This window comes from Mucilaginibacter phenanthrenivorans (genome assembly GCF_024721155.1).
Taxonomy (GTDB): domain Bacteria; phylum Bacteroidota; class Bacteroidia; order Sphingobacteriales; family Sphingobacteriaceae; genus Mucilaginibacter; species Mucilaginibacter phenanthrenivorans.
The window spans coordinates 260,637-276,983 of sequence record NZ_JAHVAP010000012.1 but is presented as its reverse complement, the minus strand read 5'-3'; the positions used below and the strand labels follow the sequence as shown (position 1 = coordinate 276,983).

The following is a 16,347-nucleotide window of genomic DNA, read 5'->3' as shown; positions in this document are numbered from 1 at the left end:
TACTTGCTGCAATCCTTTTTTTATTCCCTTTTTCCTAACTTAATAACATATAGGCCAGTCCATTATCCCTTAACTTAATGACATTGACCTACGGCACGCTGACTTTCTTGCATTGATTTTTCTACCGATATTGGGCACCGCTGGTGCCAGCGAGACGGTTGGGTTGCAGTACCGAACGATTCCATATTATTGATCGTATTGTGGTTTTGCTTATCGCTGTTAAATAGAATGCCTGGCTTTTGTTCTCATCTATATTTTTTCCAATGCAAAACCCTCATGGGGATCAAACTCATGACCTGTATAAAGGAAATGCAATTGACACAATACAACAACCAACCTTACCGGCGCAAAAGGGCCCCCATCGAGGGCAAATATTGGTAGTAGTAGAGGAAAATGAATAGTACCCTCGCTCCACAAATGCAAAGTCCTCTTGGGGATCAAATTCATGACCTGTGAAAAGGAAAAGCAATTGATACGATACAACAACCAACCTTACCGGCGCAAAAGTGACCCCATCGGGGTCAAATATTGGTAGAAAAAATGATTAATGGTTTCTCGCTCCGTAGGTGCGAAACCTCTACGATATACCCCGGCGACTATCCCAATATTTGTTTAATAAGATGGTTACAAATATTCCAATCGCTACCCCAACTGTATAGCAAAGCATATCGCCCCATAAAAAACCCTCGCCTAAAACCAGGCCGCCTATTACGGTGTGGCGAATGTTATTGATCCACGGCGCCTGGTACAGCTGGCTGAATTCTATCCCATAACAAAACAACAGGCTGGCTATGGTTACCCATTTTATGGTTTTACTGATAAACAAAAACTTTACTATAAATAAACCATCAAGCCCCATAAAATATCGCCAATGAATAAGGGGATGCCGGGTATGTGGCGGGATAGCAGGCCGAGGATGATGGTGGCGACGATAAGGAGGAAATACGTAAGGCGTGGTTTCAATCTTTGTTTTTTAGGCCTCATAAAGCTACAGAAATACTTTTAAATGTACATTTACGTATGAAACTTTATCTAACCCTTATCATTTGTTCAATATCCATATCTTTTTGCTGTGCACAGGACAGCCTATATCAAAGCAAAACTGATAAACAAGTCGTCGATAAAATTAAAGAACTGCAAGAAGAAAAAACAGGTACTATAGTGTGTTATTATATTTATTGCATCGGGAATATGCTTAGGCCGTATGCCCCAGATACCTGCATATCTTCACAAATAAAATATTTGCTATGGCTTAAAGGCAATGTTTCTTTAATTCAAAAGTTTGACGAATGTTCTATTTATTCTTCAGTCATTATACCACCGTCGTTCTTAATGCTACTTAAAAACAACTCCAAAACGATTGAAAAAAGCAAAATCAAGCCTTTCGGAATAACGGATATTGTTAATGGCAAAAAGAAACGCTCTACTATGTTCATTGACCATAGTTGCCATTATGTTTTTGAAATTTATGACGGGAGAAAACTTATTAAAAAAGAAATAAATGACTTTGATTTGGAAAAAAAATCAGATTACGATAAACACTTAAACCGAAATTATTACAAAAACCAAAAATCCATTTTAAATAAATTAAGGTTATTAGTAGAGCAGGATGTTGCTGCGTATGAAAAGAGTCTCAAGCAAAAAGGCACCCATAACTGAGTGCCTTTTAATTCTATATTCCGCTCCCCTTTAGGGGCCGGGGGGCTATACTGTTTCTGCTTCCAGGGCCATTTGCTCATCAACCAGGATGCGTCCGCAATGTTCGCAAACGATGATCTTTTTGCGTTGGCGGATGTCAGACTGGCGCTGTGGCGGGATCTGGTTAAAGCATCCAGAGCATGAATCGCGCTGGATGGTTACTACTGCAAGGCCATTCTTTGCATTTTGGCGCAGGCGGTTGTAAGCTATCAGTAAACGCTCATCGATGTTCACAATTGCTTTATCAGCAAGCTCGGTAAGCTCGTTCTCGTCTTTTTGAGTTTCGGCAGTAATTGTGCCTAGTTCAGCCTTCTTGGCGTCAAGGTCGCTTTTACGTGCTTCAAGGTCAGCAAGCGCTTTTTCATAGATCGCAGTTTTTGAAGTTATTTCAAATCCAAATTCCCTGATCTTTTTTTCGCTTACCTGGATGTCTAATCCCTGGATCTCGATCTCTTTCGAAATTGCATCATACTCGCGGTTGTTTTTAACCTCGTTAAGCTGCGTTTCGTATTTTTTAGTGTTTGCCTGCGCATCCTTTATCAGGTTTTTGCGGGTAACAATATCGTCTTCCAAATCATCCAGCTCGGCTTTTATTTTTTGTATACGGGTTTCAAGACCTGCAACATCATCTTCAAGGTCGGCAACCTCCATAGGTAATTCACCTCTAACCTGGCGAATTTTATCAATTTTGGTGTGGATGGTTTGTAGTTCGTATAAAGCTTTAAGCTTCTGTTCTACGGTTTGTTCCATTAAATAAAATATTTGACGGGGTTTGTATTTACTTCTGTTAAACGGACGGCAAAGTTAGTAAATTTTTTTGTAATTATTTCATATAATAATTGCTGCGTAAATTGCTCACTTTCAAAGTGTCCAATGTCTGCAATCAGCAACCTTTTATCGGCGTCAAAAAACTCATGATATTTGTAATCTGCCGTTATAAAAACGTCGGCTCCGACAGCTATGGCTTGCTTTAATAAAAAGCCGCCCGAGCCACCGCACACCGCTATCTTTTGAACGCGTTTACCTAAGTATTCCGTATGCCTGATGACATGACAATGCATTTTTTCTTTCACAAAATATAAAAAAGCTTCTTCATCTGCCGGGAATTCCAGCTCGCCAATCATTCCGGACCCCACTTGTTGGTTTTGATTAGTGAGCTCGTACAAATCATACGCCACCTCTTCGTATGGGTGTGCCAATACCAGCGCCATTAAAATTTTGCTTTCCAATATGGCGGGGTAAATGGTTTCTATACGCACCTCATTTTCCAGGTGTAGCTTGCCGGGTTCGCCAACATAGGGATTAGTTTGATCGTTTCCCTTAAAGGTCCCTGTTCCTTCCGCGTTAAAGCTGACTTCACTATAATTGCCAATGTTACCAGCTCCGGCATTAAACAGTGCATTACGCACCTCATCGGCATTGTTTTGGGGCACATAGGTAACCAGCTTTTTTAACAGCTTATGTTTTGGAGCAAGGATACGGCAATTTTTCAGGCCAAGCGTTTCGCAGATCCTGGCATTAACACCGGCCATGATGTTATCCAGGTTGGTATGGATGGCATAAATGGCGATGTTATGGCGGATGGCCTTTTCGACCACGCGCTCAACATAGGTTTTGCCGTTAAACTTTTTTAATCCGCGGAAAACAATAGGGTGGTGCGAAACGATCACCTGGCAATTTTTAGCAATGGCCTCATCAACCACAGCCTCGGTGCAATCAAGCGACACAAGCGCCTGGTAGATCTCCTGCTCCGGATGGCCAACAATCAGGCCGGCATTATCATAGTCCTCCTGGTAGGCAAGCGGCGCAAGGCCTTCGAGGTAGGATGTTAATTGGGATAATTTCATTTTAAATGATTACACGGATATTATTTGATTTCACCTATTGGGTGAATGATTGTTCTTTTCAATACACAATTTTAAACGCCGCTGCATATTGCAGCCCGCTGTTGCTTTGCAGGCCGGCAGGTATGGTGACATTAATAACATCCGCTACCTGTTTCCACTTTAGCTTTTGCTTTACACCCAGCAATGTTAACTGCTTTGCCTTTTTTACGTTGCCTGTTTTAATACTAACAACACCCGGCAAAGCCAGGCCTTTATCGCCACCCAGAAGGAAAGCGTATTCATTATTGCCATTGGCTGTTTGTGTAAAAAATATATTCCCGTCGGAATAGGGCGCAATGGCCTTTGACGCGTAAATGCCTTCGCCATTAATTTTTATCCATTTGCCAATATCGGCAAGGCGCTTATAGGCCTCGGGGTCCCAGTCGCCATCAGGCCCCGGACCAATGTTCATCAGCAAGTTTCCGCCGCGCGATACTATTTTTACAAGCAGCTGCACTATTTGTTGCGACGATTTATAGTTATCGCCCGGTACATAACTCCATGAGTTGCCCATGGTCATACAGGTTTCCCAGGGATGGTCAATGGGCGCAGCGGGGATCTGTTGCTCGGGCGTGGTATAATTTTCATATGCGCCCGGAACAGCGCGATCAACCATTATCAGTCCGGGCTGATTGGCGCGGGCCATTTTGGCAATTTTGGGCATGTCGATGTCCTGGTTGAATTTGCTGCCCATTTCGTGCGCTAAAACCGAATCTTCCTTTTTTAACGGCCTCACCCAGCCGCCATCCATCCACAAAATATCAATCTTACCATAGCCGGTCATTAATTCCTGCAGCTGGTTGTAGGTATAATCTTTAAACTGCTGCCAGCGTTCCGGGTATTTGGCCGGGTCGTAATTCACGTTCCGGTCCTTTGGCGGAAAATAGGGCCACCAATAATAGGGGCTGTGCCAATCTGGTTTTGAAAAGTAAGCGCCAATCATAAAATTCTCCTTGCGGAAGGCGCTGAATACCTCATTGGCTACATTACTTTTGGCGTTGGTTGAAAACGGTGTTTTCGGGCTGGTTACCTTATAATCAGTTTGCTTCGTGTCGAACATGCAAAAACCATCATGATGCTTGGTTGTAAAAACAACGTATTTCATGCCGGCGTCCTTTGCTGCTTTTACCCATTTATCCGGATCAAAGTGCGTTGGGTTAAAGGTCGTCTGTAAATTTTCATAGGCCTTTACGTAGGTATTGTAATCGGCGCTATATGGGCCCTTTCGCTGAGTCCAGCCCTCATCCTCGGGGCAAATACTCCAGCTTTCCACTACGCCCCATTCGCTGTAAGGTCCCCAATGCATAAACAAGCCGAACTTAAGGTCCTGCCATTGGCCAAGCTTCTGCTGTACTGCAGGGTCGGCGGGGGTAATATATTCCTGGTGTTGTTGTGCTTTAACTACACAAAAAGCTGCAAGCAGCAGTATAAGAGTAAGTTTATTTTTCATCGGCTCATTTATAGCCGAAGTTAATAGTTTTCAGATAAAGATTTAGCACCGGCTAAAAAAAGCTCACGTAAATCGCTTTTAAAAACAGGAGGCTCCGCTGGAGCCGTTAAAACATTACCTTATATCCTATAAACAGGTAGTTCCGCTGGAACTATTGCGGGTTTCAATCAAGACTCCGGCGGAGTCACCTGTTTATAGCATAAATGAATATAAAAATGGCTCCGTAGGTGCCCCCTAATTGCCATAGCGTTTAAATGCTTACTTATCAATCATCCATCCCGCCTTTTGTTCGAGTGACCGCCCGAGTGAAATAACCCCGTGCCATCGCATAAAAAAGATCAAAACGATGAAGATATTTTCCATAAACAGGCAATCCCTGCTTATTAGCTCTTACATCAGTTTCAATCTCCGTTTAACCTATCAGCTTTCGCCTTTTAGCTTTTATTTTATTGAGCGGCCATTTTTGCCATGTGATAGCTTTCATAGGCCATCTTACGGTTGTATTCGCTGGCAAGGGTTTTATGGTTTACCAGGTCAACAATAGTTCCTATTAAACAAAAGCCCCCGGTAAAAAGGTAGAGCAAGCCCATCAAAACTTCTCCTAAAACAAAGCGCTGAACGCCAGCAACAAACACAAAGCCAATAAGCGTGAATATTAAGATATCCTGCGGCGATTTTCTTTTGCTGGAGTAAACCATATAAAAGTATTTTTTCTGGTTTTCGGTCAGGTCGGCAGTGCCTTGCTGAAGGAAAGCCATTTCCTCTGGTGTTATGCCCGGAAACGCCATATAAGGATTTTGATACATGTCCATTTTTTTAATTATTTTAAGGTGATCTTTTTAAATTGTGATATAAAACTAATGTAGAATTAATTTTCGGACAATGCAAAGTTGGCTGAACGGTTAAAGATGTCGGCAAAACAGGGGATTGAAGCGGTGAATTATTGGTGGTACACCTGTGTTTAGCTTCACAACTTTGTGACTTTTCTAACTTTCGGACTATTTTTACTAAATTGGCCTCATGAAAAAGATAATAGCAGATTTAGAGTTTGAACCCCTTATAAAATCTGACGCTATTGAAGAGCGCATCAAGGCTATCGGCAAACAATTGAATGCTGATTATCAGCATACCATACCCGTGTTTGTTGGTGTTTTGAACGGCAGCTTTTTGTTTATTGCCGATATTATCAAACAGATAGATATTCCCTGCGAAATTACCTTTACCAAACTAGCCTCTTACTATGGCGGCACAAAAAGCAGCCTCAAGATCCGCGATGATATTGATTTCAGTGTTGATATTAAGGGCCGCGATGTAGTGGTAATTGAAGATATTGTTGATACAGGAAACACCGCCAATTATTTACTCGAAAAATTAAAGGTGAAGCAACCTGCCTCCATAAAGCTTTGCTCGCTGCTGTTAAAGCCGGCTGCGTTGCTAAAACCCATCGGTGAGCTAAAATATGTGGGCTTCGAAATAGAGAATGAATTTGTTGTCGGTTATGGCCTCGACTACAAGGAAATGGGCCGGAACTTACAGGATATTTATAAAAGAGTAAAGTAGAAATCGATTTCGGAATTTATTTTTAGGCCCGATGCGTGTAATTACAGGTATCGGGCTTTATATTATGGCCTGTTTTGATCGCAAATAATTCTTCCTAAATATTTCGCTATCCATATAAATGTATCTACATTTACTTAACGATCGCGTACCGGTGAAACCTTCCCCGATGTCAATATTCTCCCGGAATTAACAGGCAGGCGACAATCAAAAACCAAAAATCATGTATTTATTAATTTTAGCATTTATTGCCCTTGTGTTAATCGCAATGGGTGTCCGCATTGCGCAGGAGTACCAGCGCGCAGTTGTTTTCCGTTTAGGCCGTTTCCATAAAACCAAAGGACCAGGCCTCTATCTCATCATTCCCTTTATCGACCGCCAGGTAACCGTTGATATCCGCACCAACACCGTGGACCTGGAGCAACAGGAAACCATCACCAAGGACAGTGTTACCATAAAGGTAAACGCGGTTTTATGGTTCAAGGTGACCAACCCCGAGGATGCCATTATTAAAGTCGCCAGCTACCAGCGCGCCGTTTACCAATTTTCAGTAACTGCCCTGCGTAACATTATTGGCCAGCACCATCTGGATGAAGTATTGCGCGAACGCGAGGAGATTAACCGCACGCTTCAAAAAATTGTTGATGCCGCAACCGAATCATGGGGTATTAAAATTGAAATGGTGGAAATGAAGGATGTAGAGATTCCCGAATCCATGCAGCGCGCCATGGCCCGCGAAGCCGAAGCCATCCGCGAAAAACGCGCCCGCATCATCAAAGCCGAGGCCGAATTGGAGGCCTCCATCAAGCTAACCCAGGGCGCCAAGCAAATGGAAGGCAGCCCGATAGCTTTGGAACTCCGCCGTATGCAAATGCTTTCGGAAATTGGCATCGACAACAACACAACCACCATAGTTTTGGTGCCGTCGGATTTTACAAATGCCGCTAAAAGCTTTACGGAGATGGTGAGCTTGAAGAAGAAGGACGAGTAGAGAGATTTCAGAAGTCGGATGTTCGATTTCGGATTTGAAAAAATGTCTTAGCAGGTTCCATTAAAGAGGATCCTGCTTTTTTCTTTAAAGCCGGGCATATGCCCTTACCGCAAATGTTCCTGCCCCTTCAATTTTCGGTGGTACAGCGCTGAACTGATAGCCGCATTCAGGCAGCAGCTCCAAATTACATAAGTGCTCAACAATCAGGATCTCGTCCCCAAGCAGCGTGGTATGCACCGGCCTTGTCTTACCGGTAGTATCATCAATGTTATGGCTATCAATACCAACCAGCTTAACCTGGCAGTCGCGCAGATAGATAGCGGCCTCCTCGGTAAGAAATGGATGGCCCTCAAAATAGTTTTCCGTGTTCCAGTATTTTGCCCAACCGGTGTAAACAAGTACGGCTTTATTCCTGATCTCCTTACCCGAAAAATATTCCTTGCCAATTGAAGTAACACCCTTCGCGTTGATAGTAATGGCATCCAGTCCGGCGCATTGTTCCAGCGCTATTTGCGAAAGGTCTTTACCATGCTCAAACCGGTGAAACGGGCAGTCGAGGTAGGTTCCGGTATTGGTAACCATTTCTATCTTGCCTATCTGGAACGAGGTGCCCTCTTCATAAATCCCCTTTGATTTTTCCCGGCTCAGGTAATCGCAAATTATTGGTGCGGGCAGGCCTTTGTAGGTAATAAGGCCGTCGAAAATAGTGTGACTCAAGTCGATAAACTTTTGCATTTGAAAGGAACTTTGTGGCTCAAAAATACCTTTTTATCGCCGAATCTCTTTGATGCAGCCGTCACAGAAATAGCCGGGATGGGTTAAAATTGAATAAAAAGGAAATAACAATCAATATCCCTTTAATAAACGGCAATTAATCCCTACAAACAGGTATTTTGCGGATAAAATAATCCCGGTACCTTAGTCCTTGTCATAAATAAGTTGAACCCCATATCTCCCTCTATGAAAAAGCTACAAATATTATTATTTACATTAATGGCAATCGCCCTGTTGTCATGCACAAAAGATCAAACAAAAACGGGCACTACTGTTGAAATATCAGTTGTTGATGGAAGCACCGGCTCCGCAGCTGCAGGCGCAACGGTAAGTTTATATGAAAGCTCCGCCGCAATAAACAGCAATACCCCAAAGTACACGCAAACAACAGACCAAACCGGAAAGGCTAAAATAGGCGTAGCCTACTTAAGCCAGTATTATGTTACTGCTCAGCTGGGGAGCAAAAAAAACTATTACAACGGCTTTCTCCCTGTCGGTATTTTTAAAACACAGACCGATATTCAAAATAGCGCCATACAAACCCCCGCTGCCGTTATAGGAAGTGTAAAGTTCCAGGATACCAATGGCGATGGGAAAATTAGTGCTGCCGATGATGTAGCGGCACCTTCAGTTTCCCTTACCGTAAACACGAATACTACTTTTACAACTACGGTATATTAATCAGGAAGGGATTGATTTATGAGGGTGTTGGACAGTAGGATGCTTTTGCCTTTTAGGTATGGTGTTTAGTAAGCCTTTACGTTTTTCTAATAGCGTTTACTTCTCTGCCAACAGTGCCTCTATTTCCGGTGTCAATTTTTCATCGCCCGGTGGTTTGGCGTTATCGTCCACAACAACGCTTTTTTTGTTTACCAGCACATGATGCGGGATCCCGTTAACTTTAAATTTTTCAGCCAGGGCAGCGTATTCATTTTTGTTGAGCAGGAAGTTCTCACCCTCCATATCCAATTCAGCTATTACAGACTTCCAGGTATTCTCATCCGACTCCACCCCAAGATAAACGAAGACAATATCTTTGTTGGCAAATTTATTTCGAAGCGCTTTTGACTCGGGCATCTCGGTCCTGCATGGGTTACACCAGGTGGCCCAAAAATCCAGGTAAATAGTCTTGCCCGGATATTTTGCAACCAGCTTATCAAATAGGCTATCTGTCGATGTTTTCGGGGTTTCGTTAATATGGGCATTTTCCGGCAGTTTGTAATTCTTTAACTTATTCTCCGCCTCCCGGTATGCCCCTTGTATATTGTTTTTATATCCTACATTCGAAATAGAAGCCATAATCTGTTCAAAATAAGGGGCCAGCAGGTCCAGGTGTTTCGACTTTATAAGGCTGTAAGCTGTGTTGCACAACAAAATATCTCTGTTAAAGCCGACAGGTTGTTTTAACCCGAAAACTATTTCGTCTTTTACGTTACGCGGCATCCCTAAATTGCTTGTCAAAAAGTACCGGAAGTATTCGGAACAATAGCCGTTAAAATTAGAGCAGATAGTAAATTCGGGGCCTATCGCCGCTGTTTTTGTAAAATCGTAATAGTCTGCCGGCAATATAAGATCGACATGGCTTAGGCTGTTGTACATGGGGTTTAGCCAGGCATACCGCAGCAAGTTGGTGAAATATTCATACAGTAGCTGTGTTTTTTCCCAACTAATAAAGGTTTTGGTTACCCTATGTTGTTTAATATAACCCGCCAAAAAAGCACTGTCGAGGGTATACCTGCTGGCTAAAACTAGCTTATGAAGACCGGGACCGTCGTTTTTTTCGGCAGCAGCCAGCCGCTTTGACCTGCCTGCTTTGTCGTCACCATACAACATTACCCGTTGCTTGGTTACTGCTACATGGTATTCCTTTAGGTCGTTATTAACCCGTTCCCCATCACCCTTAACAGAAAGTGATTGGGCAACATCAGGAATATCGAAAGTAAGCTGCATGTGATCGCCGGGGCTTACAATAATCGTCCCCGTATCATTATCATATTGGATATAAATATCCTCCGTGCCTGTTTTTAAAAACGAGGTATGGAAAGTTCCGTCGCTTTTAATTTCTGCAGGTATGTACACATAATCACCCCGGGCTATATCGTTAATTAAGAACATAACAGGCATCGCCGGCCCTTTATATTTTTCGAAGTTATTCACTTTTCCGCTAATATAAACCGAGTCGGTTTTAAGCGAATATTGCGCCAATGAGGAACTGCATACCGCAAGCATTAAAAATGCAAATAAATACTTCATGGCATAAATATAAGGTATTAGCTAAAGGCCGGATAGTTAATATGTGTTAAAAAGAGCTTTCGTTTACACCCCAACCACTTCCCCAATATCGCTCAGCAAAATAACCGCCTGGTCAATACTATGCACACCCTCAATGCTCAGGCGCAAAGTATTTTTAACCTCCTTTAAATTGGTACGCCTTGGGTTGGCCTGCACAAAGTTTAGCACGTTGCGGAATGCCTCGGTTTCAAAATACGGCGATTGCTGGTTGGTGAGGAAATAACCGCGCAGCACATTCTTTTTAAGCGAGATCTTTTCAAAACCTATTGATTTACCCAGCCACTGCAGGCGCATGGTGTTCAATAGGTCGTTTACTTGCGGCGGGATCGGACCAAAGCGGTCATGCAGTTGTTGTTGAAAGGCTACCAACTCTGTTTCATTTTCCAGCTTGGAAAGTTCGGTGTACAGGTTATAGCGTTCGGCTATGCTGGTTACATATTCGTCGGGGATCAGGATCTCCTGGTCGGTATCTATCTGGGTGAAGGAGATGAAAGGCCGCGGCTTATCATCAGGGAACACGCCTTTAAATTCATCTTCCTTTAGCTCCTGGATGGCCTCGTCCAAAATCTTGTGATACATCTCGAAACCGATCTCGGCAATAAAGCCGCTTTGCTCGGCGCCAAGCAGGTTTCCGCTGCCGCGGATATCAAGGTCGCGCATAGCCACGTTAAAGCCACTACCAAGGTCGCTGAACTCTTCTATGGCGCTCAGGCGTTTCCTTGCCTCGCTGGTAAGCGTTGAGAGCGGCGGACTCAGCAAATAACAATAGGCCTTCTTGTTACTCCGACCAACACGACCGCGCATCTGGTGCAGGTCGCTCAGTCCAAACATGTGGGCGTAGTTAATGATAATGGTATTGGCATTTGGAATGTCCAGCCCGGCTTCGATGATAGTTGTGGCTACCAGCACGTCGTACTCGTGGTTCACAAATTTCAACATTACATCTTCCAGCGCATCGCCTTCCAGTTGCCCGTGGGCAATACCGATGCGGGCCTTCGGCACAAGCTTATGGATCATTCCACCAAGCTGCGGCAGATCGGCAACGCGGTTATGGATAAAGAATACCTGCCCGCCACGGTCAATTTCGTGCTCAACGGCTTCCTTTATCAGCGTATCGTTAAACACATGCAATTCGGTAACCACCGGCTGCCTGTTTGGCGGCGGGGTGGAGATAATAGAAAGATCCCTTGCGCCCATCAATGAGAAATGCAAAGTACGTGGGATCGGCGTCGCCGTTAGGGTAAGCGTATCTACATTGGCGCGCATCTGTTTCAGCTTCTCTTTGGTTGATACGCCGAACTTTTGCTCCTCATCAATGATCATCAGGCCGAGGTCCTTAAACTTTACGTCTTTGCTCACCAGTCGGTGTGTCCCTATGATGATATCTATCTTGCCTTCTTTCAGCTTCTCCAGTGTTTCCTTGATCTGCTTGCTGCTTTTAAAGCGGTTTACATAATCAATGTTAGCCGGAAAGCCTTTCAGGCGGTCGGAAAATGTTTTGTAGTGTTGTGCTGCGAGGATAGTTGTTGGTACCAATATCGCCACCTGTTTACTGTCGGCAACGGCTTTGAATGCTGCGCGGATGGCTACTTCGGTTTTACCGAAACCCACGTCGCCGCAAATCAGGCGGTCCATCGGGTGCGGCGATTCCATATCCTTTTTCAGGTCGGCGGTTGCCTTTTCCTGGTCGGGGGTATCTTCGTAGATAAAGGAAGCCTCCAACTCGGTTTGCAAATAACTATCGCGACTAAAAGCATTACCCACCTGCGTTTTGCGCACGGCGTAAAGCTTGATCAGGTCGCGGGCGATGTCCTTAACTTTTTTTTTTGTGGTTTTCTTCAGCTTTTCCCAGGTGTCCGTACCTAGTTTATTCATGCGCGGAACAGCGCCTTCCTTGCCGCTGTATTTGCTGATGCGGTTAAGGGAGTTGATGTTTACGTAAAGCAGGTCATTATCGGCATAAACCAGGCGGATCATCTCCTGCATTTTGCCATTAACCTCCACCTTTTCCAGCCCGGCATATTTGCCGATTCCGTGATCAATGTGGGTAACGTAATCGCCGGCCTTTAGCTCCCGCAATTCCTTCAGGGTGATGGCCTGCGAACGCTGGTAGCCTTTTTTAAGCTTGTATTTATAGTAACGATCGAAGATCTGGTGATCGGTATAGCAGGCCAATTTTTGTTCCTTATCAACAAAACCCTCGCGGATAGAAATGCTTACCGGGGTAAACTTCACCGTTTTGTCCAGGTCTTCAAGGATAGCATAAAGCCGCTCCACCTGTCGTGCCGAATCGGTAAGGATAAAGTTCTCTATCTTCTCTGCCTCGTTAGTTTTAAAGTTATGGATCAGCAGTCCGAAATCCTTGTTAAAGGATGGCTGGGGCCGCATATCGAAATTAACCGTTAAGTCCGGCTGGTAAAAGAATTGCTTACCGAACTCTATCAGTGCAAAATCATGCAGCTGGTCTGCAATCAGCTTTTCATCAGTAAAGCCAAACTTAGGGTCGATCCAATCCGGGTTTTGATTTTTTTCATCGGCAGATAATGCTTTCCAAAGCGCAGTGGCCTTTTTAAAGCCGCTTTGAATAATATCCAGCGTAAACTGTACATCCTTAATCCAAACCTGGGTATCTGCATCAACATATTCCAGCAGGGAGATGTTGCTTTCTGTCAAAAACTTCGATTGTACATTTGGCACAATAGTAATGCTTTTCACCTGCTCAACAGATAGCTGGCTCTCGATCTCGAACGTACGGATCGACTCAATCATATCGCCAAAAAACTCAACACGATAAGGCAGCTCGTGTGAAAACGAAAAGATATCAACTATGCCTCCGCGGATGGAGAACTGGCCCGGCTCGTACACAAAGTCAACCCGGTCAAAGTCATACTCCACCAAAAACTCGTTAATGAAATCGATGCTCAGCTTATTGTTAACTGAAATTTCTAAGGTGTTTTTTTCGAGCGAAGCCCGGTCAATCACCTTTTCGGCCAGGGCCTCGGGATAGGTAACTATTAGTTGCCCAAATTCAGACGAGTGGTTAAGCTCATTCAATACTTCGGCGCGGGCCAAAACATTGCTGCTGTCGGGCTGGGTAAATTCAAATGGCTTGCGGTATGATGATGGGAAAAGTAAAACTTCCTTACCGGTAAGATTTTCAAGATCGGCCTGGAAGTAACCGGCTTCCTCGCGTTCAGGCAGCACAAAGATCATGTGCTTATGCTGCAAAAAATACAATGCTACCGCAATGGCCGCATCACTCGATCCGACTAAACCACGCAGCTGAACTCTTGGGCTTTTAGAGGCATTAAGGGCTTGCGCCAATGCCTTCACCCGTTCGTCTGACTTGTATCTTTCTAAAATATCACGGATGTTCAAACTGCTGCAAATATACGCAAAAAAGGCTTTTTAATACCAGGCGGGCCAAACATGAAAAATTATTGCAAACAATATTGCGCTATAATTACTTTAAATAGTAAATTTATATGGAGATAGAGATTAGAGAACGGAGATTAGAGATCAGTTTTTGACGCGAGCTAAGCGCCTGTTTAACTTTGAGGACCAACCAAACCAAGTATACCATGAAGAATGCAATCATTTTCGGCCTTATAATAGGCGTATTAAGCGTAATCTGGATGTTTATAATGAAGTCATTGGGGCTCTCACCGCAGGCAAGCGGCCTGGAGCCGGCAGAATATGCTTCGGTGCTTATTCCGTTAGTAGTTTTATATTTTGGAATACGGAGCTACCGGACAAACGAGTGCGGCGGCAAAATGGGTTTTTTTGAGGCCCTGATGCAATGCTTTAAAATTTTAATTGTAGGCGGGATCATATCAGTAGCAGCATCTATAATTTTTATTGACGAGTTTGCAAAAGAAGCCACATTGAAAGATTTCTCAGGCCGGATCTTTGGCGCGTTGCTGGTGGGCCTCCTCTTTTCATTAGCCGTGTCGGTACTGTTTACCACCAAACCCAATAAGCTTGATTAGAACGGCGTTCAATAAATATTTCGAGCTGGCATTCTGGATAGCTGCACTGGTTGCACTGGCCATTGCCGATCCGAACGACCAGGCGCATTTTAGTTTATGTCCCTTAAAATTGCTGGGCATAACCTGGTGCCCCGGCTGTGGCCTGGGGCACTCCATCTCCTTTTTATTTCATGGCGATATTAAAGGTTCCCTGCATGCGCATTGGCTGGGTATTCCCGCGCTGGGGGTTATTCTGTACCGCATTTATGTTTTAGTTCGGTTGAGGTTTTTTACAGTGACGTTTGGGTCTAACGTTCCCGCTGAATAACTTATGCTTCAACAGGCAAAAATCCTTTAAATATTACAGTTGAATTTTTCATAGCGATGGGTTTAAAACCCATCGCTATAAAAGAGATCCTGACACAAGGCTCTCCCTTTACCCCCTTTCGCACTTCTCCGCTAAAAACCTATCTTTGCTCCCCGATATATATGACGGATTACCAGGTTCACACGTTATCCAACGGCATCAGGATACTTTTTAAACATGCCCCATCAACCATAACGCATTGCTGTTTTATTGTTAATGCAGGCTCGCGCGATGAAACCGAACACCAAACCGGCCTCGCTCATTTTATCGAGCATTTACTGTTTAAGGAAACTGAACGCCGCAGCACCAGCCAGATCCTTAACCGCCTTGAGCTGGTAGGCGCCGATTTGAATGCCTACACCACCAAGGAATATACCTGTATCCATGCCTCGCTGTTGAACCAGCATTTGGAGCGCACCGTCGACCTTTTTGAGGATATATTGTTTCATTCCACATTCCCGGAAGATGAGCAGGAAAAGGAACGGGGCGTTATCCTGGATGAGATCTCGTCATACCTCGATCAACCCGAGGAAGCCATCCAGGACGATTTTGAAGAACTGCTGTTTAAGGGCCACCCGATAGGTAACAATATTTTAGGCACACCCGAAAGCGTTGCAAAGCTCAATGGCGCCGATATCAACCAATTTATTACCGCCAATTACAATACATCTGAAATGATCTTTGCTGTTTTTGGCGATTACGATTTCAGGAAAGTGGTAAAGCTTTCCGAAAAGTATTTTGGCGCAATTCCGGCTAATCACACCCAAAAAAACAGGATTGCCCCGGGGGGAATTATCGCCGGCAGGAGTAGTATTGAAAAGCCCATTTCGCAAACACATTGCATTATTGGCAGCCGGGCATATCCATCGGCTCATCAGCATAAAAACGGTTTGCTGCTTTTAAACAACCTGCTGGGCGGCATGGGAATGAGTAGCCGGCTAAACCTGGAGATCCGGGAAAAGCATGGAATTGCCTATACCATTGAATCTAACTATACCTCGCTAACCGATACCGGCATCTTTTCTATTTATTTTGGCACCGACAGCGAAAAGGCTGAAAAGGCCGCAAAACTGATCCATAAAGAGCTAAAAAAACTGCGCGATAATAAGTTAGGCACCCTGCAACTACACCAGGCAAAGGAAAAGTTCATCGGCCAGATTGCCTTAGCCGAGGAAAACCGCATGAGCCTGATCATCTCCATGGCGAAAAGCCTGCTCGATTTTAATTGTGTGGATACGCTGCAGGAGGTTTTTGATAGAATAAATGCTGTTACGGCTGATCAATTGTTAGAAATAAGTAATGAAATTTTTGATAATGACAGGATGATCACCTTACTATTTGAGCCTAAGCAATAAAGCCGTATT

The 16,347-nt window shown here is 44.1% G+C and carries 16 protein-coding genes; 7 read left to right on the top strand and 9 right to left on the bottom strand.

Annotation, left to right across the window (positions count from 1 at the left end):
* Positions 1–577: 577 nt before the first annotated feature.
* The gene (locus KXD93_RS25350; protein WP_258140294.1) at positions 578–826 is read right to left on the bottom strand and encodes a ribosomal maturation YjgA family protein; all 249 of its coding nucleotides are present in this window, start codon (positions 824–826) and stop codon (positions 578–580) included.
* 8 nt (positions 827–834) lie between these two features.
* The gene (locus tag KXD93_RS25345) at positions 835–963 is read right to left on the bottom strand and encodes a hypothetical protein (RefSeq protein WP_258140292.1); all 129 of its coding nucleotides are present in this window, start codon (positions 961–963) and stop codon (positions 835–837) included.
* 57 nt (positions 964–1,020) lie between these two features.
* Here KXD93_RS25345 and KXD93_RS25340 point away from each other — a divergent pair, with 57 nt between their 5' ends.
* On the top strand, positions 1,021–1,659 hold the full coding sequence (locus tag KXD93_RS25340) for a hypothetical protein (RefSeq protein ID WP_258140291.1): 639 nt from the start codon (positions 1,021–1,023) through the stop codon (positions 1,657–1,659).
* Between the two features lie 45 nt (positions 1,660–1,704).
* On the opposite strand, the gene KXD93_RS25335 is transcribed toward KXD93_RS25340, so the two are convergent.
* The 4 genes from KXD93_RS25335 to KXD93_RS25320 all read right to left on the bottom strand — a co-directional run bounded on the left by KXD93_RS25335 (position 1,705) and on the right by KXD93_RS25320 (position 5,846).
* Complete coding sequence (locus KXD93_RS25335) at positions 1,705–2,448, bottom strand: zinc ribbon domain-containing protein (protein ID WP_258140290.1); 744 nt, start codon at positions 2,446–2,448, stop codon at positions 1,705–1,707.
* Positions 2,448–3,545: a Nif3-like dinuclear metal center hexameric protein gene (locus tag KXD93_RS25330; RefSeq protein ID WP_258140288.1), complete on the bottom strand. Its 1,098-nt coding sequence runs from the start codon at positions 3,543–3,545 to the stop codon at positions 2,448–2,450. Before KXD93_RS25330 ends, KXD93_RS25335 begins: the two co-directional genes overlap by 1 nt.
* A 58-nt stretch (positions 3,546–3,603) precedes the next feature.
* Positions 3,604–5,034 (bottom strand): alpha-L-fucosidase, encoded by a 1,431-nt coding sequence (locus KXD93_RS25325; RefSeq protein WP_258140286.1) that lies wholly within the window; start codon positions 5,032–5,034, stop codon positions 3,604–3,606.
* 446 nt (positions 5,035–5,480) lie between these two features.
* Positions 5,481–5,846 (bottom strand): NINE protein, encoded by a 366-nt coding sequence (locus tag KXD93_RS25320; protein WP_258140285.1) that lies wholly within the window; start codon positions 5,844–5,846, stop codon positions 5,481–5,483.
* A 208-nt stretch (positions 5,847–6,054) separates the two neighbouring features.
* Between KXD93_RS25320 and hpt the strand changes: the two genes are divergently transcribed.
* Positions 6,055–6,594 carry a hypoxanthine phosphoribosyltransferase gene (hpt, locus tag KXD93_RS25315; RefSeq protein WP_258140284.1) on the top strand — a complete coding sequence of 180 codons (540 nt, stop codon included), beginning with the start codon at positions 6,055–6,057 and terminating at the stop codon, positions 6,592–6,594.
* A gap of 220 nt (positions 6,595–6,814) precedes the next feature.
* A complete protein-coding gene (locus tag KXD93_RS25310) occupies positions 6,815–7,582 on the top strand; it encodes a slipin family protein (RefSeq protein ID WP_258140283.1) in 768 nt (255 codons plus the stop codon).
* Between the two features lie 84 nt (positions 7,583–7,666).
* Here the strand turns inward: KXD93_RS25310 and KXD93_RS25305 are convergent, their stop codons facing one another.
* Complete coding sequence (locus KXD93_RS25305) at positions 7,667–8,317, bottom strand: cyclase family protein (protein WP_258140282.1); 651 nt, start codon at positions 8,315–8,317, stop codon at positions 7,667–7,669.
* A gap of 225 nt (positions 8,318–8,542) precedes the next feature.
* On the opposite strand from KXD93_RS25305, the gene KXD93_RS25300 reads away from it, so the two are divergent.
* Positions 8,543–9,037, top strand: coding sequence for a hypothetical protein (locus tag KXD93_RS25300; protein ID WP_258140281.1), 495 nt, complete (start codon positions 8,543–8,545; stop codon positions 9,035–9,037).
* Positions 9,038–9,133: 96 nt separating this feature from the next.
* Here KXD93_RS25300 and KXD93_RS25295 read toward each other — a convergent pair whose 3' ends face one another.
* Both KXD93_RS25295 and mfd read right to left on the bottom strand, forming a co-directional pair.
* The gene (locus KXD93_RS25295) at positions 9,134–10,609 is read right to left on the bottom strand and encodes a TlpA family protein disulfide reductase (protein WP_258140279.1); all 1,476 of its coding nucleotides are present in this window, start codon (positions 10,607–10,609) and stop codon (positions 9,134–9,136) included.
* A 63-nt stretch (positions 10,610–10,672) separates the two neighbouring features.
* The gene (gene mfd / locus KXD93_RS25290; RefSeq protein WP_258140278.1) at positions 10,673–14,026 is read right to left on the bottom strand and encodes a transcription-repair coupling factor; all 3,354 of its coding nucleotides are present in this window, start codon (positions 14,024–14,026) and stop codon (positions 10,673–10,675) included.
* Positions 14,027–14,229: 203 nt separating this feature from the next.
* Between mfd and KXD93_RS25285 the strand changes: the two genes are divergently transcribed.
* The 3 genes from KXD93_RS25285 to KXD93_RS25275 all read left to right on the top strand — a co-directional run bounded on the left by KXD93_RS25285 (position 14,230) and on the right by KXD93_RS25275 (position 16,338).
* A complete protein-coding gene (locus KXD93_RS25285; RefSeq protein ID WP_258140276.1) occupies positions 14,230–14,637 on the top strand; it encodes a DUF4199 domain-containing protein in 408 nt (135 codons plus the stop codon).
* Positions 14,630–14,944, top strand: a complete 315-nt coding sequence (locus KXD93_RS25280) for a DUF2752 domain-containing protein (protein ID WP_258140275.1) — start codon at positions 14,630–14,632, stop codon at positions 14,942–14,944. Before KXD93_RS25285 ends, KXD93_RS25280 begins: the two co-directional genes overlap by 8 nt.
* A 161-nt stretch (positions 14,945–15,105) precedes the next feature.
* Complete coding sequence (locus tag KXD93_RS25275; RefSeq protein WP_258140298.1) at positions 15,106–16,338, top strand: M16 family metallopeptidase; 1,233 nt, start codon at positions 15,106–15,108, stop codon at positions 16,336–16,338.
* Positions 16,339–16,347 lie beyond the last annotated feature (9 nt).